Raw genomic sequence first — 25684 nt, 5'->3', positions numbered from 1 at the left:
AATTCGATAAATTTGTAAATCCGCTGCTCAGATTAGAATTATTCTAGTTCGATAGATTATTGGTTGATTTCGATAGATTACAGTCCCTATTCGATAGATTATTGACCCATTTCGATAGATTATCCATTTCGCTGGAAACCATAAACCCCTATTTCGCAAAAAAACAGCTAATGTTTCCATAAAAAAAGAGGAAAACAGGTTAAAAAGGTTTCTTCCCTAACCTTTTCATCCTGTTCCCCTTAAAAACTACAGCTATTCCTTTGTAAATTCCTTTGTACTTCTGACTGTATCAATATGGCGGACCATTTTCTCAATTTGCTCCCGTTTCGGTTCTAAAAATGGAGGCAGTGATAATTTTTCCCCAAGGGTTTCATACGGCTCATCCCCCATGAACCCTGGACCATCCGTGGCAAATTCGAATAAGATTTGCGGGGCCACTCGGGAATACAACGACTTAAAGAAATAGCGGTCCACGAAACCGGATGTTTGCAGGCCGAAGCTTCGTAAGCGTTCATCCCACGCATCTAAATGTTTCCGGTCATCGAGACGGAACGCCGCATGGTGAACGGTGCCAAAACCTTGCCGTGCGGAAGGTAAAACGGTATTAGGCTCCACGATAACCTGAGCGCCATTTCCCCCTTCCCCTACTTCAAACAAGTGGAGGGAGCCCTCTTTGTCAACTTCTTTAAACAACAGGACTTTTTCCATCATTTCTTTAAAATAATCAAAATGTGCTGTCCTTACAAACAACGGTCCGAGCCCCGTGATTGCATATTCTAATGGAATAGGGCCTTTTTTCCACGGCGTTCCAGATGCTACACCAACATTCCCTTCGTCGGAAATGAGCTGATACTGCTGGTCATCGAAATCCACAAAGGACAAGGTTTTCTTTCCAAATTGTTCCTTCCCCCCCGTATGGTTCACCCCGAGGCGGTCAAATCGCTTCACCCAATAATCGATGGCTGCATCGGACGGTACCCGGAAGGACGTTTTAGAAATTTCATTTGTCCCGTGTTCCCCCTTCGGAATTCCAGGAAAATCAAAGAAGGTCATATCCGTCCCTGGATTTCCTTCATCATCGGCAAAAAATAGGTGGTACGTCTGAATATCATCCTGATTCACTGTTTTTTTCACAAGACGCATTCCAAGAACATACGTGAAAAACTCATAGTTCTTCTCCGCACTACTCGTAATGGCCGTCACATGGTGTATACCCTTTAATTCTTTCATTTACAAACTACCTCCAATCAGATTACACCTTCACTCTTCTCCTATATCATTAACTAAATTCCCTCCACAATAACTTACATATATAAAGTTACTTTACTTTAGTTAACAATGCAACTAATACGAATAAAATAGGTAGCAGACTAGTTGGACTGCTACCTCTAATATAACCTACTAAATAAACCCCAAGTCGCCCCAGTTTTCAGCGTCTGTAATAATTTTTTTCAACAAAGAATAGCCATGTTGGAAATCTCTTAAGTGGGCCACTTCCACAGGTGAGTGGGAGTAACGTCGGGCGAAAGTTACTGCGCCAGCTAGCACACCTTCCCGTTCAAGGTGAACTGCAGCCACATCCGTCACGGCACCGGTCATCACTGCCAGCTGATAAGGGATGTCCAATTCCTTTGCATACGTGACAAACAAATTTTTCACCTGAGGTGACATAATGTTACCCCGAACGGCGCCCCCACCTAATGCAGGAAATACAGGCCCCCTTCCAATGCCAATGGGATAGCCGCTATTCAAGCTGTCCGGAGTGTCGGCACAAGGGATTGTATCCAGGACGATGGCAAAATCAGGGTTCACCTTATAGGTTGCCACCTTTGCCCCGCGAAGACCAACCTCCTCTTGGACCGCAATAACCCCCACAAGGGTGCCAGCAAAGTCTTTCTCGTCATTAAGGTCACGAAATAACTCTAGTAACAAGACACAGCAGGAGCGATTGTCGATGGCTTTACCGCAAATCAAATTTTCATTGGTAAACTGTTCGATTTCACTTATGTACGTAATCGGGGAGCCAATCTCAATCCCCATTTCCTCCACTTCCCCTTTGGATGTGGCCCCCACATCCACATACAGCTCATGAATGGAAGGGATGCGCTTCCGTTCCTCCGGTGATTGCAAATGCCCTGCCTTCACACCCACAACACCGAAATGTCCGTTCACATTCACCTTTCTGCCAACAAGGAGAGACTCAATCATGCCTCCCGTTCGCTCGATGCGAAGGAATCCCCTATCGTCAATATCCCGAACGACACAGCCTATTTCATCGGAATGTGCCGATACCATCATTGTAGGTCCAGGTCGGTTTCCTTCTAGATAAGCAAAAATATTTCCCATATGATCCACTTCTACCTTGTCTGCAACTGGCTTTAACCGCTCCACTAAGGCCTCCACCACAGCCATTTCCTGGCCCGGCGTTCCCTGTATAGCCGCGATTTCTTTCAATTCCTTTAAAAAGTTCTGTTTATTCATCGAGTTTAAACACTCCATTTCCCATTTCCTCTAGTGCTCTTCATCCTTCTGCTTCGGAACAAGATGCCTTGTTTCCACATAATTTCCTACCTTTGAAAGGAGCATAACGATAGCCACGGAGAACACCACAAGCCCATAAAAACCAGCGCCCACACCGATACCAACTCCACCAGCGAATAAAATCATCGCCGCAGAAGTCAATCCCTTCACATGAAGACCCTCTTTTAAAATGAGTCCAGCTCCTAAGAATCCCAGCCCCGTAACAATCTGAGCCGCAAGACGCATCGGATCCATCACCGTTTCCCCACTCACACTTCCGTACAATTCCACACTATAAATAGAAATCAAGGTAATTAACGTACAGGCTGTGGACACAACCATATACGTTTTAATCCCAGCAGGTTTGTTCTTCGCCCCCCGCTCCATTCCAATAATAAACCCAATACAGGCACTGAAAAAGATCCGAAAATAAATTTCCGGGTTACCTAATAGAATCCCTTCTATCTCCATAGCAAGCACCTTCTTCTATGAGCTTTCTTTATATTTAGTACCTTTTAATTTACCATAATTAAGAAATTAATGTCACTATATTAACATGTGCAATTATCGAGACTCCATGCGCAGTATTATGGAAAAAAGTTGGTCACTGCAGCAGCATCCATGCCACTGCCTTGTGACCAGCAGAGATCTCTCCTTTATTGTTCCACAGGCTCCACGTTTTCCACAGTTCTAGACCTTTGAAGCGCGAAGTCGGAGCTGCTTAGCATGTTCGCGTTTCAATTGCTCTCTTTGACACGCGAAGGTGGAACTTCTTACCATGTTCGCGTTTCAAAACACTCTTATGATTCGTGAAGCAGAATATTTTGTCCGAATCCGTAGGCTACTATGAAAACGATTATGGTATAATCGCTCTAACACTTTTTTTAGGGGAGATTTACTGGTGGATAAGAAGGAATTAGAGGACAAAATAATTAGCAGCTATAAACAGGATGAGGAGATGATGATTCTTGTTTTTGCCCAGTGGTGTGTGAATCATGACTTGGATCCGGTGGAATTGTACGTCCGCGCTTACCCGAATCAACGGAGCAACCCGGCTCTGCAGCAAATGATGGATTTGACGGTTCCGAAAGAGGAAGCTGGGGAAATTTCAGATGAAACACTTCTTGGGGTTTTGTCTTTATTCGGGAACGATGACCTTGCCCAAGTGGTTACTGAGGTAACAAGTAAGACTGCAAAATAAACAAGATAAAGAAAGGTACTTGCCCCCCATTTAGGAGCAAGTACCTTTTTGGAATTTAATAAACTTAGTTTTTCACAGAAAAGCTCTTTTCTAGTTCGTCGACTAGTAAGCCTACGTATTCTACTGCTTTTTTGATTGGTTCTGGGGTGGACATGTCTACGCCGGCGAGCTGCATGAGTTCCATTGGCTTCAAGGTGCCTCCTGCTTTTAGGGCGGATAGCCAGCGGTCGACGGCTGGTTGGCCTTCTTCTTTAAACTTTTGCGCTGCTGCTGTTGATGCCGTGAGACCTGCGGAATAGGTGTATGGGTAGAGGCCCATGTAGTAGTGTGGCTGGCGCATCCATGTTAAGCCGGCTCCCTCGTCCATTTCCACGGCGTCTCCCCAGAAGTCAGACAACAGCGCTGTTTTTTGCTCAGAAAGGATGTTGGCCGTGATTGGCGTTCCTTCATGGGCAAGGTTGTAAACGCGGCGCTGGAGCTCCCCTTCCAAGACATGGGTCACAAAATTGTGGTAGTACGTCCCTAGTGATTGGAGAATGACCCAGCGGCGCATGCGCTCGTCATTGGACTCGGCTAAAATCTTTTGGCTCAGGAGCATCTCGTTCATGGTAGATGGTGCTTCAATGAAATAACGTGACGGTCGAGTGTTGGAAATGCGCTGATAGCGGCCTGCTAATGCGAAGTGACCAGCGTGGCCTAACTCGTGAGCAAGGGTGAACGTATTTCTCATGGAATCGTGCCACGTCATTAAAATGTACGGATGAACGCCATATGGACTAGAGCAGAATGCCCCTGAGCGTTTCCCAACGTTGTCTGCCAGGTCGACCCAGCGATCAGCCAATCCACGTTCCATGATTTCAATGTATTCTGGTCCCATGATCTCCAGAGACTCCAACACATGTTTAGATGCTTCTTCATACGTAACTGGAGGATCAAATTCTGGGTCCAATGGCGCCTTCAAGTCGCAGAAATACATTTTTTCCAAGCCTAACACGCGCTGCTTAAGCTTAGCCAATCGGCGCATATGTGGAGCAAGTTCTCTTTGAATTGTATCCAGCTGGTTGTGGTACATTTTTGGTGTTACTTGCTGTTCATGGAGGAGCATGTCCGTTGCTGAATCGTATCCACGAAGCTTTGCCTCCACCACTTGTTTTTTCACCTCTGTAGCGTAAGTGGCCCCATAAGTGTTCTTGTACTGCTTGAGTGTATTCACAAAGGAGTCATAAGCTTTACGGCGAAGCTCCGTATCGGCTGACCCTTCATATTTCGGGAAGGAATTGAAGGTTAATGGATGCTCTTTCCCGTCGTCCGTGGTGAAACTGGAAAACTTCATGTCGGAAGTTCGGCTTCGCTCGTAAATCATGTATGGTGCTCCATGAACTTCACCGAAAGCAGCTAACACTTCCTCTGCGTCAGGTGATAGTTTATGAGGTTTCGTTTCTAGTAAATCTGTAAGAGTTTTGCTGAATTCCTTTAAGCCCGGTTCTTCCTCCGTGTATTTTTCCACTGTTCCATCTGGAAGGGCTAGAATTTCAGAGTCAATAAAGGATGTGCTTGCTGAGATGTTGGACATGAGAGACCCTACTCGTGCGGAATTCCCTTGGTACTCTGGGTTTGTCCCATCTCCCGATTGTTGAAGATGTGCATAGGTCATGACACGGACCACTCGCTCCTGTAAGGCATCCTTTGCCAAGAGGCAATCTAACAAGGTTTTTGCGGAATCACCAAGGCAGCCTTTAAATTGCGTGACAGTGGTGATGTCTTTTTGTACCGCCTCTAGTTCCTCGTTCCAAGCTTCTGTCGATTCAAATAAGTCGTTTAGATTCCACGTTTGTTCTACAGGTACTTCTGCGCGCGTTAATGTCTTCGTCATCAAATTCCCCTTTCTTTTTGAAAAAAATAGATTTTTCGCTCGAAAAAATATTTCGGAAAGCGAAACTATTATTTCTATTATATCGGAAATGTGTGAATTTGAAAAATGTTCGATTGATCTCCATCAAAAAAAAGTCCACCGAAAAAGATAAGTATCAGAGGCCACTGAAAAAGGGAAAAACGTCCTTTTTCAGTGGCCTCAAGTATCACTCTTTTTCAGTGGACTTTCGCTATTCCATATTTATTGACCAATCTCCCACAGCGGTGATTTCGATTAGAAAGGTATTGCTATCTACTCGAACTCTTCCTTCATATGGATCCGTAGTGTTCACCATTAGGTTTCGGTTAGGATTATATCCCGTTACGGCAAAATGCCTTCCCCCTGCATTTCCTTCTACCGTCGCTAAGCTGGTACTTCCGGAAACGAGAATTACTTCATCACCTGTTCCTTCGATGGATCCTGGGCTTTCAAGTTCTCTTAAGGAACGCATGGATAAGGATTCTATTTCCCAAGGTCCTTGTGCACTAATTTCTAACATTCTGGTTGTGCCGCCTGGGTCTAAGGTGATTCCTTCATATGGATCTGTTGTGTTAACGAATAAATTGGTTCGGTTATCATTTTCGTCAAAACCTGTAACGGCAAAGTGTCTGCTTTCTGAATTTCCACTAATTCGTAATACAACCGGTCCTTCTTCCGGCTGTTCAATTATAATCACATCGTCTCCACTTCCAGAATAACTAATCGGGTCCGGAACTGGTTCAGGTTCTGGTTCGGGCTCAGGTTCCGGCTCAGGTTCTTCCTCCTCTTCCTCCGGTTCCTCTTCAGGAGGTTCTTCTTCCTCCTCTTCTTCCTCTTCTTCGTCCACTAATTCTCCCTCTTCTAGAGGGGTTTCGTCTCCTGCCACTTCCGGATCACCCATCATACCTACGAAGACCAGCATTAGGATGAAGGACGCAGCAATGACAATTAACGCTGTTTTCCTGTTCGGAATTCTAAAGATTTTCAAGTTACCTTTGATTAAAGCAATAATCCCAGCAACGAGTGCTATAAATAAAAGAAACGTTAAAAATCCTAACATCATTTTCGCTCCCTTCCACTATGGTAAAATTCAAAACTTCTTTAAAAACAATGGAAACTTCCGTTGTAATTAGCAAAAAACAAAGATGTATGAGAGATTTGCTACTTTTAGCATTTTCTTTTTTACAATTTAAATGCAGAATAAATTTGGATAAAGTGGGTGGTTAGTACCAAGTTAACGAGTTGGATTTTATGGAAAAAATGGTGACATACTATTCAAGATGATGATAAAGGAGGAGTGATTTTGTGAACTTTGACATAACACATATAAGCGATGAAATGCCAAATTTTCAAAACCATGTGGAAGCTCGAAAATGGTTCAAGGACCAATACGGGAACAGGTTTTCCCTAAGGGGAACAGACATTATTGAAGGAAAGATGGTACACTACTATCATCTCATTAAAGACCCAGAAGTGTATCAAAATTATATGGAGAGCTTTGCAAAAGTGGAAGAACATGAAATCACCGACCCGAACACTTTCGAAAGCTACTCCACAGTGGAAATTACGGAAGATGGAGACATCAGCCTCACATTATAGGCAGCAAGGGACTCCCCCCGCTAACCTTGCAAAAATAGCCTTCTGAAAACCTAGAAATCACTGTATTAATAAGGAACGCTACAGGCGGACGCTTTCCGCGGGCAACGCTTCAGCCTCCTCGGGAACCCCACCCTCCGGGGTCTTCAGCCGTTGCTTTTCCCGCTGGAGTCGCCGCCTTCCACTCCTCCAAGCTTTTATAAAATGCAACAAACCCATGCAACATTATATAAACCTTTAAACCAACAGTTGGTCTTTCCAGAAAGAAACCTAAATTTAAACTAACCCCAAAGATTTCAATCCGTTATAAACACCTGAGTTGGTTACGTCTGTCGTTTTTCTGTTTGCATAGGCAAATAATTCGGGGTGGGCATTTCCCATGGCGAAACCTTCCCCAACAAGCTGGAGCATTTCCTTATCATTCATGGCATCGCCAAAGGCAATGGCATTCTCCTTCTCAAGTCCAAGAAGATCCAACACCTTTTGTACGGCAAATCCTTTATTCACCTTGTCCCGAATAACATCATAGGCGTGCTCCCTTACGCCCTCCAAATTAACGGAAGCTAAGTGGAGACCGCCAACGGCTTCATATTTTTCAGGATCCCCTTTACCTAAATTAAGGAGCGTTACCCCCAATATTTCATCCATATACTTTGTACTGAATTCTTCATTATATTTCAGGTGGAATTTCTCTATAAATTCTTGCACCTTCGGAGATTCAAAGGAAGTGAATATGTTTTTATCACTGGTATACATAACAGCTTCATGATTGTGTTTTTCCATAAGCTCTAGGAAAAATTGGATCGTTTCTCTGTCCATTGCTTCCCTCAACACATCTTCCCCTCTATGTACAGCGTAGGCGCCATTATAGCCAATGAACGATTGAATGTTTAATTCCTCACCGATTTCCCTGATCTCATGCAAGGGACGACCTGTGGCAAGAAAGACATCCAGTCCCCTTTCCCGTACCTGCCTTATCGCTTCCTTCGTTGACTCTTCAATCGTATCGTCCGGTCTTAAAACAGTGCCATCGATATCCAAAAATAAAACTTTGTAATCTAACATACGCATAACCTCTCCCTATTACATACGATTCTATCATTATAAGGCAGCAATCCCTGTAGGACAACCTGCTCCGGGTTTTAGAACACTACAAACTCATTCAATCTTCCCTTCACCTTTGCTAGTAGCTGCTTCGATTCCGTCTTATTTTCACCATGAACTGCTTCCACTAAAGAAATGAGGTTGTACCTTGTAACGGTCACATGCTCCGTTGGGCCGAAGAGTTCCATGAACCATCGCTTTCGTTCAAATTCTTCCCTTAACTGCACCACTTCTCTCTTTGCCTCATCCCAATTCTCTTTATCTATACTTTCCATCACCCTGTCTGCCTGTCGGGAAAGGGGATTGTCTGCCGTCTCCGCTGCTGAATGCCACCAACTGATCCCCGCAATAATGAAAATGGTTAATAGAACTTTAGCTGTTTTGGAATTTATGACCCGCTCCATCATAACGGAATAACCTCCTTTGTTTATTTTTTCTATTTTGTCCAATAATAAGCGTAATATGTTGTTGGGGGTTTTAGATAAAATGTTTGATTCAGTCTTTTTTATTAAGGCATTGATTAGCTTCTTTTTTCTCTTTTTCTTAACCCGCTTGATGGGAAAAAAACAGCTGGCGCAGCTCACCTACTTTGACTATATCGTTGGAATCACGATTGGTAACTTCACAGCCAGTATGGTAATAGAACCAGAGATCCGTTCCGTCAATGGTTTCGTAGCCGTATCCGTATGGGGCATCCTCCCTGTGGTTCAAAGCATTTTAAGCAGAAAAAATTTATTTTTACGCAGAGTTTTTGAGAGTAAACCAACAATCATAATCGAAAACGGAAAGTTTCGGGAAAAAGCATTACTGAAGGAGAATTTAACGGTACACAACGTCATGCTTATGCTTCGAAAAGGGGGTACCTTTAAACTGGAGGACGTGCAGCTTGCCGTGTTAGAGACCACCGGTGATTTAAGTATTATGCAAAAGAAGAGCGCCTCAAACGCCACGGTGAGCGATTTATATTCCAAGCCGCAGAAAGAACCACGGGTTTTGATCATCGAGGGGGACATCTTGGAGGAAGCACTGCGAGAAGAGAATTTGTCTAAGGAATGGTTACTCAAAGAGCTCCGTAAAAAAGGCATTCCCCATGTGAAAGAAGTGTTGCTCGCCCAACTTCAAGAAGACGGTACCCTTTACGTAGACAAGTGGTCCGGAATAATCGAAGATACTATCTAGTTTTTTCGGGGCCATGGTGAATTTGTCTCCAAATTGTGAAAACCGCAAGTAAATACTCTAAAATGGATAGTAAACGGCAAAAAACCGCTAGTAAAGTGTTCAGAATGGACAGTAAATTGTAATATCAAGTGGGTAAGGCATATTAACAGTGGGTAAAATTGTTGTAACTGCGGGTAAATGCTGTTTAATGGCGAGTAAAGTTGCTGTAACCGCGGGTAAACGCAATTCAACGGCGGGTACACTAACTTCCTCTGCCAAAAAAATGATGCACAAATAAAAAAAGTAACTTTTCTTAAAATTTAGGTATTTACCCTAATTATCTGCCTCATCCTCCCCTTTTCAAAGCCCTGACCGCCTCTCCTTCCGCAAAAAAAAACTTCATTTTTATGATAAAATGAATAAGATTACTTAATAGAGCGTATTTCAAAAAGTGTCTTGCCATAGCTCCGTTCACGCGCACTAGCTAGGAGTAGTTTTCTCCTAACTAGCTTTAAAGAAAAGCAACGACTCCGCTCATTGCTGTGGAATTACAGAACATTCCACACTTGTACTCCCTTGTGAAACAGCGTACAACCCAATCACCACTGCATTCACAATTAAAACCTGCTACTGGAAAGAGTGAATAAATAATATGAGTAAACAACTTACCTTCTTGAAGGCACTGTCTTTTTTTCATATTGGTGGAAAAGCTATTATTTTACCATTTCTACCTTTATTTTTGCACCTTCAAGGCTTCTCGTCAGTGGAAATCGGGACGATCATGGGGGTTGCTCCCATCGTCAGCATTATTGCGCAACCCTTGGTTGGCTTCGTCAGCGACAAATTCAAAACGATCAAGAAAATACTGATCCTCCTGTATTTTGCCGTAATAGCAGCAAGCTTCGGTCTATTTTTTACCGCTGAGTTCTGGGTCGTTTTCCTGTCCTTTGTCCTTTTTCATTTTGCCTTATCACCGTGTTCCCCTTTGATTGACAGCATGACACTAAAATCGTTAGGACCCGAACGGAGACATGAGTACGGAAAAATAAGACTTTGGGGCTCCCTCGGCTTTGCATTAATTGCAGGACTGTCAGGCCCCGTACTTGTTTGGATCGGTCTCGACAAAATTTATATCCTGTTCTGGTTCTTCTCCTTGTTGATGATTTTTTTACTATTCTTCTTAAAGGACACAGGTCAATCTTCTGCCCCGGTAAACCTAAAAGGGGTTGGGGAAGTCATTAGAAATAAGCAGTTTGTTACGTTCTTGCTGCTCTGTTTCCTGATCATGATCCCCCACCGAACCAATGATACGATGCTCGTCTTACACTTAGAAAACTTAGGGGCAACGGCTCTACTCATAGGGCTCGCTTGGGGCCTGGCAGCCATCAGTGAAGTTCCCGTATTCTATTATCTTACGAAAAAAATTATGGAGCTGAACCATTTATTTATACTAGGGGTAATCGCAGCGTTATATACGGTTCGTTGGCTGTTATATGGAGTGATTGACTCGGCAGTGATGATCACGATTCTCCAAGTTTCTCAAGGGGTTACCTTTGGTTTGTTCTGGATCGTTGCCCTGCAAACGGCAGCTAAGTTTGTTCCGAATCATTTGCGGAGCACCGGTCAAGCGTTGTTAGCTTCCATCTGCTTCGGCCTTGGTGGTGCCATCGGGGGAACAGTTGGGGGATGGGTTTTCGATGTCTTCGGATCCTTCGTCATGTACCAGTTAATGGGGCTAACCGCATTAGGAGCAACTATCTGTATTTTTATCTTTTATCGTGTCTCCGCAAAAAAATTGAACCAGCCTTCCGTATCAAGAGAGGCTTAAGAAAAAAACACCTTATAACAGTAGTTAAGATATAGTACAGTAAAAGCAAATGAACACACATTAAACGATTGGGGAGATGACTAAGCCCCCCAATCGTTTTACTTATCTATGATCCAATAAATCTAGTGCTATATCTGATAGTCTATGCCTTATTACTAACTGTACTTTCCTCGTTCTTTCATTAACTCCGTTTAAATCCTCTGTTTGTACTTTCCAGGTCAATCCTGTTTCCTTTTCTAATTTCTTCACTTCTCCTTCAATCCAATGTGAGTAGTTCTCATATATTTTTTCAGTAACTGATTCATCTTTAAATTCATCTGGTAATGTATAATGTAAATCTTTAAACCAGTTCTGAAATAGATTGATACCATCTCTTTTCATTCTCTTTTCTAATACTGTAATGATCTCTACCATTAAATTCTTGTTAAAACCCATAGCAATCATCTTTTTTTGAATATTTTTCAAAGTTATATTTTCTAAATTTCTTTTCCGAAACCTAAAGATTTTCTTATACATTTTATCCCCCTTTCGAGTGAACCACTTGTAATTATTTTAACATTAAATGACAATTACCTTTCTAGTTTAAATATAGTTTCCTTTGGCTACGCTAGATTAGTAGAAAGGGAGGAGGTCTTGAAAGTGGAACGATTTGTTTTTCTATCCCTAATAGTTAGCTTCATATCTCTGGCAATTATTTATGTATCTATAGCAAAGGAAACGGGCGGGGTTATGGACCTGGAAACGGTGAGGTCCGTTTACAAGACTGACACGTCCCTTTTATTTTTCTTAGATAGGGAGAGTACCTTTTACAACCACTATTCCCTCTTCGGTGATGCATCCTATATGCAACTAAGGAAGTCTGGGCATTTCTTCTTCTATGGTCTTCTAGCGGCAATAATCTTTCTTCTTATTTCATTTGAAAAAATTTGGCTGAGGGGACTAGTGGCATCAGCTGCTGCTTCACTAATCGGAGTCATTGATGAATATCATCAGCATTTTTTGATTGACCGCAGTGGAAGACTGTTAGATATTTATATAAACATAGCTGGAAGCATCACGACTGTAGTTTTCCTAATGACGCTATGGGGTGTTATGGAATTAAGGAAGAAACTACTCAATAAATATGTGAAAAATTACCACAAACAAAGAATTGGATGAGGGAGAAATAGAAAAGCACAACGGCAGTTAATCACGAGCTGCGAGTTGTGCTTTCTTTCACTTTTCACTATCTCCATAAATCTTAGAATAGCATGCCTGCGATGGAGGCGCTTAATAATGATGCGAGCATTCCTGCTAATACCGCCCTTAAACCAAGCTTTGCAATATCAGGCCTTCTTGATGGAGCGAGATTTCCCAGTCCCCCCAGTAAAATGCCTAAGGAAGAGATGTTGGCGAAACCACAAAGGGCAAAGCTGATTACAGCAACTGTTTTCGGCGAGAGTTCTTCTATCATCGGTGCAAAGGAAGCGTACGCCACAAATTCATTGACAATGAGTTTCTGTCCAATAAATCCACCCGCTTGGACAGCTTCCGCCCATGGTACCCCGATAGCAAAGGCAAGGGGGGCAAAGACAACACCAAGAATCCCTTCTAGCGTTAATCCTTCCAATTGGAACCAGCCGCCAATGATACCTAACAAACCATTAATTAAGGCGATAAGGGCGATAAACGCCAATAACATGGCCCCGATATTTAAGGCTAATTGAAGCCCCGTGCTGGCTCCTCGGGCAGCAGCATCAATGACATTCGTGGATTCTGTATCTTTCTCAAGCTTTATTTCATCGGACGTTTTGGAAAAATCCGTTTCAGGAACCATCGTCTTGGCCATGATCAATCCTGCAGGAGCGGCCATGAAACTCGCGGCAAGCAAGTATTCCAACGGCACCCCTAGTAAGGAATAGCCGATTAAAACAGAACCTGCTACTGAAGCTAATCCACCGGTCATTACAGCAAATATTTCCGACTTGGTCATTTTATCCAAATATGGTTTAACTACGAGAGGTGCCTCCGTTTGCCCTACAAATATATTGGCTGCGGCAGAAAGGGATTCTGCTTTACTCGTTCCTAATAATTTGGAAAGTAATCCCCCAAGAAATCGAATGACCAATTGCATGAGCCCTATGTAATATAAGACAGAAATTAACGAGGAAAAGAATATGACGATAGGCAGTACCTGAAAGGCAAAAATAAAGCCCACATTCTCTCCCATAAAGATTCCTTCAAATAAAAAAGCGATCCCTTCATTTGCATACTTAATGATTTCATTTACTCCTAAAGCAATCTGTTGTAACAATCTCTGCCCCAAATCCCATTTTAATACAATAAAGGCAAAGGCCAATTGAATGGCTAAACCACCAAGAATAGTCCGTGGCTTAATAGCCTTTCGATTGCTGGAAAACAAAAAGGCAATGGCGAAAACAACAATAATACCGAAAATGCCCCACAAAACATTCATCTTAATCCCCCCTTGTGTCTATTAGAATGTTCGTAAAGACGACAAACTATTCCACTAGGAGGAATAATTGGGGTATTTTTACGGCAATCAAGAAAAAAAAAGCACAACAGCAGTAGTTAGCTGCTCGTTGTGCTATCTTTCCTATGTACCATCAAGGAACCTTTCCCTCGCGCTTTACTTTCATATAATTCGATAGGAAGTCCGTCTGGGTCAGGGAAAAAGGTATATCTTTTTCCTGTAAAAGGGTCTTCCCGTATCTCCTCCGTAGGTACCTCCTCCCTCGAAAGATGCTCTACCGCTTCTTCTATATCATCCACCTCGAAGGCAAGATGACGGAGTCCTGCCGCTTCCGGGTAACTCACCCGCTCCGGAGGATCCTCAAAGGAAAACAATTCAATTTGATATAGTCCGTTCACCGCTAAATCCAGCTTATACGATTTCCGGGATTCACGGTAAACTTCACCTACTGGCTCAAGGCCCAGTATCCTTATATAAAAATCCTTTGACTTCTCATAATCGGAACAAATTATTGCAATATGATGAATCCTGTTTAGCTTTATCAAAAAATCACCTTTCTTTCCTTTTTTACTATGAAAATACAAATCTGATTGTCATTTGCTACTCTCGAACTAGTGAAAGAGCATCCCCCTGTAACGGTTTCGAGAGACAAGATTAATCCTAATTTCCAAATACTCCATGTTAAATTTATAAAATGTCATATCCCTCATCATTCTTACATACGAAATATAAATGATTTTATGTAAGGACTGATAATACTTGAGATACAATACGCACGTAGCAACTTCTTTGGCAGGGTGCGCAGTTGCCGCAAAATTATTTGCCCTTCCCTTTACCTTTGGATATATAGTTGGAATAGTGGTGGGAAGTCTACTCCCTGATATTGATGAACCGAGATCATATGTTGGGAGACGAGCACCACTTTTTTCCCGACTCATAAATAGGATTTTCGGACATCGAGGAGTCACCCATTCTTTACTTGCCTGGTTAGTCACAGTAACTATCTATTTCCTATATCCATCTCCATTCACACTCGGACTATCTTTAGGATACCTTTTTCATATAGTCGGTGACTATTTTTCTGTGGGAGGAGTTCCCCTTTTTTCACCCTTAAGTAAACACCGTCATAAAGCTCCGATCACTTACAGGACTTCCAGTAAAATGGAGTCTGCTATTTATTATATTTCCTGTATCGTTATGGGGGCTATGCTGTTAATTTATAACGAATTATTCACAGAACTAATCTCCTCCATAATCGAGTTCATTTCGAAATTCACAGAACACTTTAAATAGATCAGAAGTCGGAGGGCTGGTTGGAGTTGAGATTTCAGGTTCGCGTTTCAAAGATAAAATTTAGGAAACTATTTCATTGGTTTCAGACAGCCAAACATTAGTGACAACGGAATTTAACCTAAGCCTTCAACTGTCACTACTTCTCCGACACTTACTCCGTCCCTACTTCAACTGTCTATATTTCATTGTCTCACTCACTGTACTCCTGGGCAAAATCGATTCCAATGACCCGCTGCGCCATTTCTGGGTAGCTGGTAATGATTCCGTCAATATCGTACTTCAGCACTTCTCGCATATTCCGTTCAATGTTAACGGTCCACACCCACACTTCTCGGTTTTGCGCCTTTGCTTGCTCGATAAACCGATCCGACAGCATCGTTTGACGGATCGTATAGAAATCAACGTCTAAGCTGCTAAGATTCCCTGCAGACAAAAACAAAATCTGGCCGATTCTAATGTCCTCATTTAGGGCCCTGATCTCTTGCAAAATATCATAATTAAAGGCCTGCACGTACGCCTGATCTATCACCTCATGCTTCTCAACTAATGCTACCACTTTTTCTGCAAATTCAGCATTTCTGCTGTAATCCGTAGGCTTTAAATCAATAATCATATTCACATTCTCGTCCTTCATTTCCACTAGAACCTCATCCAAGGTCGGCATTCTTTCTCCGATGAATTCTTCGGAGAAACAGCTCCCGATGTCTACTTCCATTAGTTCTTCGTAGGTCATCTCGTCCACTCGCCGCGGGATGCCCGCAATCCGTTGCAAGGTAGTGTCGTGGTGGAGGACGAGCTCCCCATCCTTCGTAAGCATCACATCAAATTCCACTGCATCGACCCCTTTTTCCACGGCGGAGAGAATGGCACTCATGGAATTTTCCGGTGCCGATTGGACATCCCCCCTGTGTGCCGCCACCTGCACATCCCATTTCAAATAAACAATATTTTCATTAACGGAATAGTTAATAAAGAACATTCCTGTAATGTAGACAACTACCAAAGTGCCCAACATAAACCTTCTCTTTGTAAAAAATCCAGTCACCCTGTTTTCAAAGGCAGTGAGCTTTTTACTAGAACGAATAGTAACCTTGTCCTCCACCACAATCCCTCTATTTTTCTTAAAGCGGTAGAAGAGCCTCGTGATAAAAATAATATTTAATGGCAGTAGAAATAAGGAAAAAATGATCGTCATATAACCTGCGAACGTGGTCAAATAATTTTTTACCATATCCCCAAAGAAAATTGTGTCAGCAACTGCAGGAATATAGGAAAACATTCTAACTAAGAGTATTCCAGTTAGGAAGATGAGGAGATTCAACATCAAAAGGTTAATAATGACCTTCAGTCGATTATACTTTGTCAGACGCCAGCTGCTCTTCACCGCTTCCCAAACCGTTTGCCCCTCTAAAACAATATAATGGAGGATAAAAATCCAGCGAATGAACAGAAAAATCCCCGTGGTAATTGCAAATAAATAAACGAACAGAATGACGTTTGACGTCCCGTAATAAAGGTCGGTTAGTAATATTGGTACATTGACATCTAATAACGCCGGAACTCCTGACAAATTAATAAACGGGATAAGGAGAATGGAAAAGAGAAGGAGCTGAATTCCCCCAAACCCCAGAAGCCTCGGCAGCTTACTAACGATCGTGACCACCGCTTCAGAGACAAGGACATTTTTTTGAAAAAATCGTTGTTGCGCGAGAAGTATCATGACCCCAAATTCAATAAAGAGGATGACAACGGCAATAAAGGCGATCGTCAGCATGCCGAGGAATCCTTCTGGGGTTAAGGCAATTTTATAAATTTCTCCATTTAGGAGGGAGCCTGTCCCAATCAGCCGCAGCATTCGGTTGAATATATACGAGATAAGAGGAACAAAAAGAATACTGGTTAGGATCATATAGATTAGTGCAAAGGATAAATACTTTTTATAGGAAACTTGAAAGTCTTTTAAGCTGTTCTTAAGCAACGTCAACATGTCTTCACCAACTAACTAATACGTAATACCTACAATTTTACCCTACATCCTCCACTTAAAAACACCTTTTTAGGTGGGATCTACATAATAATTATTCTAGTTAGGTAGATTATTCTGGATTTCGATAAATTAGTGCTTGATTTCGATAGATTATCTTCCCTATTCGATAGATTATGTCCCTATTTCGATAGATTAGCCAATTTACCGGAAACTCCAACGGCTTAAACCTGCAGACTACAATAAAAAAACATGAAAATACCCCTTCTCCAAAAGGTATGATCATGTTTTTCCAGCTAAAAGTTTAACTTCTTCTTAAAATTTTTCCCAAAAGGTAATTAAAAGTGAAGGAAAATAGGACTCCAATCAATATCCCCCACTGAATTCCGATGAGGAGGGTGCTGAAAAAGGTAACACACCAGCTCCATGCCTCCGCCGATCGTACTTTTACCAGGTGAACTAACTGCTGAATATTAATTAGTTTGTAAACAGCTACTATGATGATGGCGGCTAGGACTGCCTTTGGCAAATAGTAAAAGAAGGCCGTAAAAAAGAGCAAGGTGAGCAGGATAAGTCCCGCCGTCACAAGGGAAGTAACCTGGGTTACTCCCCCCGTTTGATGGTTAACAGCACTTCTAGAGAAGCTCCCATTAATAGGATAGCTCTGGAAAAAGGAGCCTACGATGTTGGCGATGCCCAATGCTTTAAATTCCTTATTAGGATTGATCGTGTAATTTTCCCTGTCAGCAATCGCTTTACCAATGGCAAAAGATTCCATAAATCCTAAAATGGAGATGGTGAAAGCAATAGGAATTAATTGCTTGAATAATTCAAAGGAAAAGTTCGGTACGGCAAAGCTGGGAATACCTTTCGGAACATGCCCAACGATTTGCACACCTTCCTTATGTAATCCAAGAAGAAGCACTGTAAAAATAGACATTAGCACGATAAGAAGTGCCTCTGGTAATCGCGGACTAAATTTTTTTACCAATACAAGAAAAGCAATACTCCCCACTCCAAGGAAAAAGGTAATGAGATGAATGTCACTGATTTTTGCCAAAAGCTCGGTAAACAATAAATGGATTTGCAGGTAATTACCAAGGTCTACACCTAACAGATGCTGCAGCTGACTCATACCAATGACAATGGCGGCAGCTGAAGTGTAACCTACTAAAACAGTGCCCGATATGTACTTAATAACGAATCCTGCCCGGAAAAGTCCGAGGAGCAGCTGAATAATTCCAGTGAGAATGGTTAAGGACAGGGCCAGGGATATGAAATTAGTTGTAGACGGTTCGGCATATGCGGAAATGCCCGAGAACACCAATAAGGATGTGATGGCAACTGGTCCCACTGATAAATGTTTCGATGAAGCAAAAATGGCGTAGACGATGAGCGGGATCGTGGAAGCATACAACCCCATCACTGGTGGGAGTCCAGCAAGCATGGCGTAGGCCATCCCTTGAGGTATAAGCATAACAAAAAGGGTAATACCCGCAATTAAATCCTTCGTAAACAGCTCCCGATCATAGTTAGAAGGAATGTTAAGTGGGCGATATTTTTTTTGTAACATAAACAGGATCCTTTCTAATAAAAAGGAGGTTTCTATCATAAAAATGTGGTCCTTTTCTTTCAGTACATATTTTACTCTTCATGGAGAATTTAATCCAGCTAGGGAGGTTAATGGGCGTGACATAGGGCTTGGAGTAGGTAATTTATTGTAAATAGGCAGAAACCTCTTTATTTATGTTTTATCCCTGTTAAAATGGACTAGACTCGGAAATCGAAAGAGGTGTTTTTTATGTTATGGGAAGCTATTATTATTTTTGTGGCCCAGTTGTTGTTTGTCCCTATCCTGACGTTACGAACAATTATGATGGTAAAGGGGCTTAAAGGTAAAGCAGCGGGCTTTGGTATATTAGAAGCTGTTATTTATATTGTTGCTATTGGGATCGTATTAAGCGACCTTTCCAACTTTTACAACATGGCTGCCTATGCCCTAGGGTTTGGTGCCGGTTTATATATAGGAGCTTTGATAGAAGAGAAGCTAGCGATTGGTTTTGTTACCATTGAAGCCAATATTACGCAAAAAAACGAAGCGTTGATTAATCGCCTAAGGGAAGTAGGATTCAGTGTTTCCACCTCCACAGTGGAAGGAATCAACTCCACCCGCTATCTCCTATACTGTACCGCCAGAAGAGATCGGGAGAAGGAATTTTACGAAATCATTGATCAATATGAGGAAAAAGCATTTGTCGCCTCCTATGAACCACGGAACTTTAAAGGCGGTTATATTACTAAAGGCATGAGACGACGCCGAGAGCTGTTTTTGAAAAAGAAAAAGAACAAGTCTGCGTAAAGTAGAGGGGGTCTCAAAAGGAGGGGTTTACCTTTTGAGACCCCCTTGATGCAATGAACGAAGCCGACGCACTCTTTTCAAAGCCCACTATGAGCGGGTTTCTCATAGTGGGCTTGCGTCGAGCGTAGTCATTGCCAACATTTAAAATGATAAATGGGACAACTTCAAAGAATTTTTACTCCGCTACTTTCACGTTTCTGTCTCCGGCGTTGGAGTTATTTTTTAGTAGTACCTTGAGACCTTGGCCCATGTCCGATGCTAAAACATAGTTTCTATCCACAAAGACTCCCCACACATTGGAACGGTCAGGAGTATAGCGACCAATTTCCACTGGATTTGCAGGGTCCGTAATATCTACAGAGATAACCCCGCCAGAGTAATAGGATAGATATAGTGTATTTCCTAACACCTTCGGATCATGTACCGTTTTTGCAAATGTATTGATTGGAGGTGTAAAATCAAATGTTAAATCTGTAGTGAATTCACTAAGCAACACTGGGTTTGTTTTGTCACGAATATCAAAAATACGAGTATAGCCATAGGCATCTTCATATCCTGCTCCAAAAGGGTTAGCAATTTCACGGGTTTCAATTAAAATCGTTCCACCGCGAGCGAGGGCGGCAGAGTGAGCGGCACCCTTTTGATCCTCTCGGTACTCTGTTCTACCTAAATAAACTGGCTTTTCCGGATCACGGATATTAAAGATGACAGTTCCCAAATCCCACATGGATACATAGGCATGATGGCCATTGTTATCTGTAATTACGCTATGGTTAAACAATGGACGAGTTTTTCCATCTGGTGCATTCCAATGGTATCCATTAAAGTTTTCTGGAACCTCTGGAAGAATTCGTGGATCAAATTGCCACAGCTTCTCCGGATTTGCTGGATCCGATACATCGATAATTTGGAAGTCCTTCTCCACTCCCCCTGTATAGAAATCAGCATATGGATTGGATGCTAGAACAAGTGCCCTGTTTCCTTGCGTAGTTAAGTAAAGTTCATGCGTTCCCGTAATTCTACGATCCAATGGATAAAAACCTAATCGCTCTGGCTCATACGGGTTCGTCACATCATAGAGTAAGACGCCCCCGAAACTGTCAGGACGGTTGACGTTATTTCTGGAAGTTTGCTGAACACTTACAGCAGCTAAATCTCCTTTAAAATGAGGGGTATTCACCCGTTTAACAATAACCTTTTCCTGCCAAGTAAACGGAATATCATCTGCGAATTTAGCAACCTCTACTGGATTGGACGGATCCTTTAAATCAAAAACCCGGACTCCCCCATTGGCACCATTTGCTGTATGTGTTCCTAAATAGGCAAAACCTTGATGGGCATACACATCTGCTGTGTTGTTCTGCCTTCCATCTTCCCTAGGACTAATTTGAACAGCTGCTGCTTCATGCAAAAACCTTAAATTTTTACCTCCAGATAATTTTGCATCCTGTAAAAATTGCAAATCCTCTTGCGTTAATACTTCCCCTTCAAGTTTGGAGCCCCCTTCAAAAGCATCATGGGCTAACCCAGTAGGCACTAGTGTTGAAATTGCCAGAACTCCAGCTAAAGCTGATTTTACTAAAAGATTCTTCCTTTTCAAACTGTCATCCATCCTTTCACTTGTAATTTTTTTACAAGGAAAGTATATAAAACTATCAAGCCTGTTACTATGAAATATTTTCTCTCTATTTCGACTCTTCTATCTGCTAAATTCTATTACTCTCTACCTTTTGTCTTATTTTTCATCTTTACCACTGTCGTTTCAATGTTAAATATATCCAATATGAAAAATATCTAGTTAAAAAATAGTAAATTTAATCTACTAAGCAGCCAAAACACTACTAAATTTAAATTTGGGACGAATGGTACTAGGTCTGTGGTGCTTGCCCTATCTACCTTCCAAATGTAAGGGATTCAGTTGCTTTCCTTTCCATCTGCCCCTTTTCTTTGTTACCATTAAATTAACAATTATTTTTTTGTAAGTGTTGAACGGAGGCTATCCGTTTTTTTCAGAGAGGGTGTGGAAGTAGTATGAGCAGTGGTTATCTATACGTTTTGATGAATCCTTCCATGGAGGGAAAGGTGAAAATAGGTAAAAGTAAAATAGACCCAGCTAAAGGAATGGCGGAATTGACGGGAGTCACTACCCCTTCTATACTCGTTTATCGAGAATTTTTTCAGGAAGCCCTAGATGTTGCAGAAAAAGCTATTCATGATTTATTCATAGAATCCCAGATTAGTAATCAGAAACAGTTTTTTCAACTAGAGCCTTACAAAGCAATTGAAGGCATTCAGGAAGTAAAAAATAAAGTGTTAATGGGAACGTTATGGGAGTCGACATCTAAAAAAGATAACCCTAACTACGGGTACGAGCTCTTCGATGAGGGGTGTAATTATTATTATGGTCGTGGGAATTTAAAGCAGGATTATGGGAAGGCCCGGGAAATATTCCTTGAGGCCATTCAATATGGAATTCTCCCTGCCTACATCTATTTAGGGCGTATGTATGAATATGGGGACGGTGTGACCATTGACGTGCAAAGGGCCCTTGACTATTACTCTGCCGGAGCAAAAAATGGAAGCACCATTTGCCATGCTAAAATGGCTTCCTTGTATTGGCGGGATACGGAAGTGAGAGATTTGGAGGAAGGAAAGAAGTGCTGGGACAAGTATTTCACTTCATTGGATCATCGTCTGGTGACGAAAGATGATTACGCCAATTTCAACTTCTATATCTCCTTGGCCAACGAAAATCAAATGGAGATTGGATATCGGAATATTCTAGGCGTTTATAGTGAACAGATGTTACGGCTCCTAAACATCCGTAAAGATATTTGCAACGAACAGCATTCTGATAATCTTCCATTTAGGGAATACATGTTAGATGTGATTAGTAGGGAAATGGACTTTGTTCAATCGTTAGAATTCGTTCGTCCCGATGGGTGGATCGACGATTTCGCTGTGGCATCTGATCTAATTAACATCACAAACATGGGGGTCATTTTGCTTGCAGATGTGGAACGGGGCTCTTTCTCCGTTGGGGATACCATTGAAGTTAAGGCACCAGGGGGAGCTGTTTTCGAAAGTGTCATTAGGAAAATTGACAAATACCGAGAATTTGTGAAGTCCGCAACAAAAGGGGAAAGCGTAGGCCTTCTTGTTGATGGCCACGAACAAGATCTTAAATTTGTAAAAACAGGGGCCACTATTGTTGTAAAAAATAAATAAAGCGTCCCTGGAAATTGGCTTTCGGTATGAATTAAAGTCGGTTCGCGACACTTCCGCACAAATTATCAAGGGAAGTGTCGCAAAACAAACTTTAAATTTCAATGATCAGCGGAAGGATCATTGGTTTTCTCTTTGTATGCTGGAATAGGTATTGTCCTACATGCTTTTTAATATGATTTTTCATGTCCTTCCATTGGAGTTTACGATTTTCTGTCAACTGCTCATTCACCGCCTTCGTTACAAGGCGATTAATATCTTTCAACAGTTCCTCTGAATTTTTCACATAGACGAATCCTCGGGTAATCGTGTCTGGGCCTGAAACGAGCTTTCTTTCAGATTTGCTGATGGTGAGCACAAAGACGAGCATCCCGTCCTCGGACAGCTGCTTGCGGTCCCGGAGTACCATTTCCCCGACATCGCCAACGCTGACGCCATCTACGTAGGCATCCCCTGCTGGAATCTTCCTAGTTTGACGGGCTTCCCCATGATCAATATCGACCACATCCCCATTTTTCATGATAAATGTATTCCCTGGTTCAACACCGACGGATTCCGCTAACATTCGGTGGTGATGCAGCATGCGAACTTCCCCATGGATTGGGATAAAGTATTTCGGCTTCATTAATGTAAGCATCAGTTTCAGATCTTCCTGATAGCCATGCCCTGAAACATGCATGCCGGAGGAACTTCCAGAGCCATAAATTACTTTCGCGCCAATGGAATACAAATTATCCACGATCTTCGTGACACTCTTTTCATTACCTGGGATGGGACCTGCTGCTAAGATGACCGTGTCTCCGGCCAAGATCTCCACGCCACGGAAATCGCCGGTAGACAATCGGGATAGGGCAGCCATTGGTTCCCCTTGACTCCCTGTACATAAAATCGCCACCTGCTCCGGCATCAGTGCATGAATTTGATCCTGCTCAATCAACATCCCTTCTGGTACATCTAAGTAACCCCGTTCCATGGCGATCGACACCACATTCACCATGCTTCGCCCCAAAAGTGCCAGCTTGCGGTCCGTTTTCACACAAGCATCCACCACTTGCTGGACGCGGCTCACGTTGGATGCGAAGGTGGACAGTATGACCTTCCCATCCGCTTTCAGGAAGGCTTCTTCTACATGCTCCCCCACCATTTTTTCCGAAGGAGTCAGTCCTGGACGCTCCGCATTTGTGCTCTCTGACAACAACAAGAGCACCCCTTCTTTTCCGATATCCGACATTTTATGGAGCTCCGAACGCTCTTCCCCAACGGCTGGGGTCATGTCAAATTTGAAGTCCCCCGTATGTACAATATTCCCTTCTGGTGTGTGAAAAACAATGCCGAGACAGTCTGGAATACTATGCGTTACTTTGAAAAAGCTCACGCTCATTTCACCAAAAGATAAGTTAGAGTCTGAATTGATTTCCTTCAGCTCCGACTCCCTTAGAATTTTATGTTCCTTTAATTTCAGCTCAATTAACCCTAAGGTGAAGCGCGTGGCATATACGGGTACATTAAATTTTTTCAAAAAGAAAGGGATTCCCCCGATGTGATCCTCATGTCCGTGAGTAACAATTAAGGCCCGGACTTTATCCTTGTTCTCTAGTAAATACGTCATATCAGGAATAATGAGATCAATCCCTAGCAAGCTTTCATCGGGGAACTTATTTCCACAGTCGATGATGACAATATCATCCGCACATTGTATGGCATACATATTTTTCCCAATCTCACTCATGCCGCCCAGGGCAAAAATGGACAAAGCACTCTCCGTTTTACTCATGTAAATCCTCCCAATCAAAATGAATTACACTTATTATGCCCGAGGAGAGTTTGTATTATTATGGAAAGGTACTTAAGAGCCAGCCGAAAGTGTAAAAACAGGATTTAGTTCTCCAATTACTTCGTCCCTTGCATTGCGGAGCTTTGGTCGATAATAATTCATTAACTCTTCCGTTTGTTTGTCATCGATCAATGAAAGTTGACGTAATACTTCTACTGCGGCAGGATACATCGCTCTTCCATTTCCGTCCTCTATTTTTAACGCGATTCCAATTCCTGTTTCCTTGTCTCCGATGCAATAGACAGCTTCAGCCCCGGCTTTTCCAAAAAATCTTCCCTTGCCCGCTTTTATAAAGTCGGTGCAAAATCGTCCCGTTCCACCTACCATTTCTGGGGCAGCAATCTTGGCATCCGAAACCCTCTTCACCGCTTTCACCCTCGTTTCTGCCCATCCCATTTCCTCTGGCTTTGTCATTTTTGTATAGCCATGGGCAAGGGCTTGTAATGGAAGGCCGTGAACGGGAACACCGCACCCATCCATCCCAATTTCAATTTCCTCCGAAGGGTAATCACAAATTTCATTTACCGTTTGGAGAATTCGTTGTTGCACGGGATGGTCTAGCTTGTAATAGGTTTCCTGCCACCGTGGGATAAGTGTACCGCATTGTAAAGCTTCCTCTTCTAATCCTAAACTTTTTAATATAGCCAAGGCCCGGTCGGTGTGCATTGGTTCCCCGCTATGGGAAGCACAACAAAGGGAAAGATCCGCATCGCTAAACTGGAAAAAATCAACTGCTCCAGTTTCCACAACAGGAACGGCCTGGATCGGTTTCATAGATGAACGGGCATATAGCTTTCTCTCCGGATTTCCAGCACTATAAAGTAATTTTTCCTCCCCATCAACAACGGCTATCTATATGTCCTTTATGCATACTTTCAATATACTTTCCTCGTATAACATTTACTAGACTAATAGCTTCCATCGTTTATCCCTCTACTTTCCTATATTTTTAGCTGCTGTTAGTTACATCATACAACAGGAAACTTTCCTTCGCCCTATAAATAATATTTGGAAGCGTTTTCTTTGCCATTAATTACCTATAGTTGATAGGTCTTTTTGACCTTTTTCACTCTACTAAGATGTTAGATTATTTATAAAATTCAGGAGTATCTACTTATTTTTTCGAGATTCGAAAGAATTTTATCCAAATTGAAAGAATATTAAGATAGAATTATAGTAATTGCGGTGAGGAATTTTTCACAAAGGAGGGGAAGTACA

Annotated in this window: 23 protein-coding genes; 8 read left to right on the top strand and 15 right to left on the bottom strand. The window is 42.3% G+C overall.

Annotated elements, in window-relative coordinates:
* Positions 1 to 252: 252 nt before the first annotated feature.
* The 3 genes from J2S74_RS02335 to J2S74_RS02325 all read right to left on the bottom strand — a co-directional run bounded on the left by J2S74_RS02335 (position 253) and on the right by J2S74_RS02325 (position 2991).
* Positions 253 to 1230 carry a ring-cleaving dioxygenase gene (locus J2S74_RS02335; RefSeq protein ID WP_307321307.1) on the bottom strand — a complete coding sequence of 326 codons (978 nt, stop codon included), beginning with the start codon at positions 1228 to 1230 and terminating at the stop codon, positions 253 to 255.
* A gap of 171 nt (positions 1231 to 1401) precedes the next feature.
* Complete coding sequence (locus J2S74_RS02330; RefSeq protein WP_307321305.1) at positions 1402 to 2481, bottom strand: M42 family metallopeptidase; 1080 nt, start codon at positions 2479 to 2481, stop codon at positions 1402 to 1404.
* Between the two features lie 30 nt (positions 2482 to 2511).
* On the bottom strand, positions 2512 to 2991 hold the full coding sequence (locus J2S74_RS02325) for an MgtC/SapB family protein (RefSeq protein ID WP_307321303.1): 480 nt from the start codon (positions 2989 to 2991) through the stop codon (positions 2512 to 2514).
* 430 nt (positions 2992 to 3421) lie between these two features.
* Here J2S74_RS02325 and yxiS point away from each other — a divergent pair, with 430 nt between their 5' ends.
* Positions 3422 to 3721: a protein YxiS gene (gene yxiS, locus J2S74_RS02320; RefSeq protein WP_307321300.1), complete on the top strand. Its 300-nt coding sequence runs from the start codon at positions 3422 to 3424 to the stop codon at positions 3719 to 3721.
* Positions 3722 to 3785: 64 nt separating this feature from the next.
* Here yxiS and pepF read toward each other — a convergent pair whose 3' ends face one another.
* Together pepF and J2S74_RS02310 are read right to left on the bottom strand one after the other, a co-directional pair.
* The gene (gene pepF, locus J2S74_RS02315; RefSeq protein ID WP_307321298.1) at positions 3786 to 5594 is read right to left on the bottom strand and encodes an oligoendopeptidase F; all 1809 of its coding nucleotides are present in this window, start codon (positions 5592 to 5594) and stop codon (positions 3786 to 3788) included.
* A 229-nt stretch (positions 5595 to 5823) separates the two neighbouring features.
* The gene (locus J2S74_RS02310) at positions 5824 to 6672 is read right to left on the bottom strand and encodes a hypothetical protein (RefSeq protein WP_307321295.1); all 849 of its coding nucleotides are present in this window, start codon (positions 6670 to 6672) and stop codon (positions 5824 to 5826) included.
* Positions 6673 to 6917: 245 nt separating this feature from the next.
* Here J2S74_RS02310 and J2S74_RS02305 point away from each other — a divergent pair, with 245 nt between their 5' ends.
* Complete coding sequence (locus J2S74_RS02305) at positions 6918 to 7211, top strand: hypothetical protein (RefSeq protein WP_307321292.1); 294 nt, start codon at positions 6918 to 6920, stop codon at positions 7209 to 7211.
* Positions 7212 to 7484: 273 nt separating this feature from the next.
* Here the strand turns inward: J2S74_RS02305 and J2S74_RS02300 are convergent, their stop codons facing one another.
* On the bottom strand, positions 7485 to 8273 hold the full coding sequence (locus tag J2S74_RS02300) for a Cof-type HAD-IIB family hydrolase (protein ID WP_307321290.1): 789 nt from the start codon (positions 8271 to 8273) through the stop codon (positions 7485 to 7487).
* Positions 8274 to 8350: 77 nt separating this feature from the next.
* Positions 8351 to 8719, bottom strand: a complete 369-nt coding sequence (locus J2S74_RS02295; RefSeq protein ID WP_307321288.1) for a DUF4363 family protein — start codon at positions 8717 to 8719, stop codon at positions 8351 to 8353.
* Positions 8720 to 8798: 79 nt separating this feature from the next.
* On the opposite strand from J2S74_RS02295, the gene J2S74_RS02290 reads away from it, so the two are divergent.
* Together J2S74_RS02290 and J2S74_RS02285 are read left to right on the top strand one after the other, a co-directional pair.
* Entirely contained in the window at positions 8799 to 9491 is a 693-nt protein-coding gene (locus tag J2S74_RS02290) for a YetF domain-containing protein (RefSeq protein ID WP_307321285.1), read from the top strand.
* 631 nt (positions 9492 to 10122) lie between these two features.
* Positions 10123 to 11298 carry an MFS transporter gene (locus J2S74_RS02285; RefSeq protein ID WP_307321282.1) on the top strand — a complete coding sequence of 392 codons (1176 nt, stop codon included), beginning with the start codon at positions 10123 to 10125 and terminating at the stop codon, positions 11296 to 11298.
* Positions 11299 to 11400: 102 nt separating this feature from the next.
* Here the strand turns inward: J2S74_RS02285 and J2S74_RS02280 are convergent, their stop codons facing one another.
* The gene (locus J2S74_RS02280; protein ID WP_307321280.1) at positions 11401 to 11733 is read right to left on the bottom strand and encodes a hypothetical protein; all 333 of its coding nucleotides are present in this window, start codon (positions 11731 to 11733) and stop codon (positions 11401 to 11403) included.
* Positions 11734 to 11937: 204 nt separating this feature from the next.
* Here J2S74_RS02280 and J2S74_RS02275 point away from each other — a divergent pair, with 204 nt between their 5' ends.
* Positions 11938 to 12456: a VanZ family protein gene (locus J2S74_RS02275; RefSeq protein WP_307321277.1), complete on the top strand. Its 519-nt coding sequence runs from the start codon at positions 11938 to 11940 to the stop codon at positions 12454 to 12456.
* Positions 12457 to 12538: 82 nt separating this feature from the next.
* On the opposite strand, the gene J2S74_RS02270 is transcribed toward J2S74_RS02275, so the two are convergent.
* Entirely contained in the window at positions 12539 to 13753 is a 1215-nt protein-coding gene (locus J2S74_RS02270) for a NupC/NupG family nucleoside CNT transporter (protein ID WP_307321274.1), read from the bottom strand.
* A 116-nt stretch (positions 13754 to 13869) separates the two neighbouring features.
* The gene (gene gloA2, locus J2S74_RS02265) at positions 13870 to 14313 is read right to left on the bottom strand and encodes an SMU1112c/YaeR family gloxylase I-like metalloprotein (RefSeq protein WP_307321440.1); all 444 of its coding nucleotides are present in this window, start codon (positions 14311 to 14313) and stop codon (positions 13870 to 13872) included.
* A gap of 217 nt (positions 14314 to 14530) precedes the next feature.
* Here gloA2 and J2S74_RS02260 point away from each other — a divergent pair, with 217 nt between their 5' ends.
* Positions 14531 to 15064, top strand: coding sequence for a metal-dependent hydrolase (locus J2S74_RS02260; RefSeq protein ID WP_307321271.1), 534 nt, complete (start codon positions 14531 to 14533; stop codon positions 15062 to 15064).
* Between the two features lie 190 nt (positions 15065 to 15254).
* Here J2S74_RS02260 and J2S74_RS02255 read toward each other — a convergent pair whose 3' ends face one another.
* On the bottom strand, positions 15255 to 17051 hold the full coding sequence (locus J2S74_RS02255; RefSeq protein WP_307321267.1) for a glycerophosphodiester phosphodiesterase family protein: 1797 nt from the start codon (positions 17049 to 17051) through the stop codon (positions 15255 to 15257).
* 301 nt (positions 17052 to 17352) lie between these two features.
* Positions 17353 to 18621, bottom strand: coding sequence for a SulP family inorganic anion transporter (locus J2S74_RS02250; protein ID WP_307321264.1), 1269 nt, complete (start codon positions 18619 to 18621; stop codon positions 17353 to 17355).
* A 228-nt stretch (positions 18622 to 18849) separates the two neighbouring features.
* Here J2S74_RS02250 and J2S74_RS02245 point away from each other — a divergent pair, with 228 nt between their 5' ends.
* A complete protein-coding gene (locus J2S74_RS02245) occupies positions 18850 to 19407 on the top strand; it encodes a DUF2179 domain-containing protein (protein WP_307321261.1) in 558 nt (185 codons plus the stop codon).
* 175 nt (positions 19408 to 19582) lie between these two features.
* Here J2S74_RS02245 and J2S74_RS02240 read toward each other — a convergent pair whose 3' ends face one another.
* Positions 19583 to 21007 carry an LVIVD repeat-containing protein gene (locus J2S74_RS02240; RefSeq protein ID WP_307321260.1) on the bottom strand — a complete coding sequence of 475 codons (1425 nt, stop codon included), beginning with the start codon at positions 21005 to 21007 and terminating at the stop codon, positions 19583 to 19585.
* 431 nt (positions 21008 to 21438) lie between these two features.
* On the opposite strand from J2S74_RS02240, the gene J2S74_RS02235 reads away from it, so the two are divergent.
* Positions 21439 to 22635 carry a GIY-YIG nuclease family protein gene (locus tag J2S74_RS02235; RefSeq protein ID WP_307321257.1) on the top strand — a complete coding sequence of 399 codons (1197 nt, stop codon included), beginning with the start codon at positions 21439 to 21441 and terminating at the stop codon, positions 22633 to 22635.
* Positions 22636 to 22726: 91 nt separating this feature from the next.
* Here the strand turns inward: J2S74_RS02235 and J2S74_RS02230 are convergent, their stop codons facing one another.
* Positions 22727 to 24406: a ribonuclease J gene (locus tag J2S74_RS02230; protein ID WP_307321255.1), complete on the bottom strand. Its 1680-nt coding sequence runs from the start codon at positions 24404 to 24406 to the stop codon at positions 22727 to 22729.
* A 72-nt stretch (positions 24407 to 24478) separates the two neighbouring features.
* Positions 24479 to 25318, bottom strand: a complete 840-nt coding sequence (locus J2S74_RS02225) for an asparaginase (protein WP_307321437.1) — start codon at positions 25316 to 25318, stop codon at positions 24479 to 24481.
* Positions 25319 to 25684 lie beyond the last annotated feature (366 nt).

This window comes from Evansella vedderi (assembly GCF_030813435.1).
Classification (GTDB): Bacteria; Bacillota; Bacilli; order Bacillales; family Salisediminibacteriaceae; genus Evansella; species Evansella vedderi.
The sequence above is the reverse complement of the archived record's forward strand: the minus strand, read 5'-3'. Positions and strand labels throughout refer to the sequence as shown.

What these genes read in the sequence shown, in the direction of transcription:
- J2S74_RS02290 (WP_307321285.1), top strand. Translation starts at nt 8,799, where the DNA reads ATGTTTGATTCAGTCTTTTTTATTAAGGCATTGATTAGCTTCTTTTTT.
- J2S74_RS02310 (WP_307321295.1), bottom strand. Translation starts at nt 6,672, where the DNA reads ATGTTAGGATTTTTAACGTTTCTTTTATTTATAGCACTCGTTGCTGGG.
- J2S74_RS02335 (WP_307321307.1), bottom strand. Translation starts at nt 1,230, where the DNA reads ATGAAAGAATTAAAGGGTATACACCATGTGACGGCCATTACGAGTAGT.
- J2S74_RS02300 (WP_307321290.1), bottom strand. Translation starts at nt 8,273, where the DNA reads ATGTTAGATTACAAAGTTTTATTTTTGGATATCGATGGCACTGTTTTA.
- J2S74_RS02255 (WP_307321267.1), bottom strand. Translation starts at nt 17,051, where the DNA reads ATGTTGACGTTGCTTAAGAACAGCTTAAAAGACTTTCAAGTTTCCTAT.
- J2S74_RS02235 (WP_307321257.1), top strand. Translation starts at nt 21,439, where the DNA reads ATGAGCAGTGGTTATCTATACGTTTTGATGAATCCTTCCATGGAGGGA.
- J2S74_RS02330 (WP_307321305.1), bottom strand. Translation starts at nt 2,481, where the DNA reads ATGAATAAACAGAACTTTTTAAAGGAATTGAAAGAAATCGCGGCTATA.
- J2S74_RS02285 (WP_307321282.1), top strand. Translation starts at nt 10,123, where the DNA reads ATGAGTAAACAACTTACCTTCTTGAAGGCACTGTCTTTTTTTCATATT.
- J2S74_RS02295 (WP_307321288.1), bottom strand. Translation starts at nt 8,719, where the DNA reads ATGATGGAGCGGGTCATAAATTCCAAAACAGCTAAAGTTCTATTAACC.
- J2S74_RS02325 (WP_307321303.1), bottom strand. Translation starts at nt 2,991, where the DNA reads ATGGAGATAGAAGGGATTCTATTAGGTAACCCGGAAATTTATTTTCGG.
- J2S74_RS02280 (WP_307321280.1), bottom strand. Translation starts at nt 11,733, where the DNA reads ATGGGTTTTAACAAGAATTTAATGGTAGAGATCATTACAGTATTAGAA.
- J2S74_RS02270 (WP_307321274.1), bottom strand. Translation starts at nt 13,753, where the DNA reads ATGAATGTTTTGTGGGGCATTTTCGGTATTATTGTTGTTTTCGCCATT.
- J2S74_RS02230 (WP_307321255.1), bottom strand. Translation starts at nt 24,406, where the DNA reads ATGAGTAAAACGGAGAGTGCTTTGTCCATTTTTGCCCTGGGCGGCATG.
- J2S74_RS02250 (WP_307321264.1), bottom strand. Translation starts at nt 18,621, where the DNA reads ATGTTACAAAAAAAATATCGCCCACTTAACATTCCTTCTAACTATGAT.
- J2S74_RS02245 (WP_307321261.1), top strand. Translation starts at nt 18,850, where the DNA reads ATGTTATGGGAAGCTATTATTATTTTTGTGGCCCAGTTGTTGTTTGTC.
- pepF (WP_307321298.1), bottom strand. Translation starts at nt 5,594, where the DNA reads ATGACGAAGACATTAACGCGCGCAGAAGTACCTGTAGAACAAACGTGG.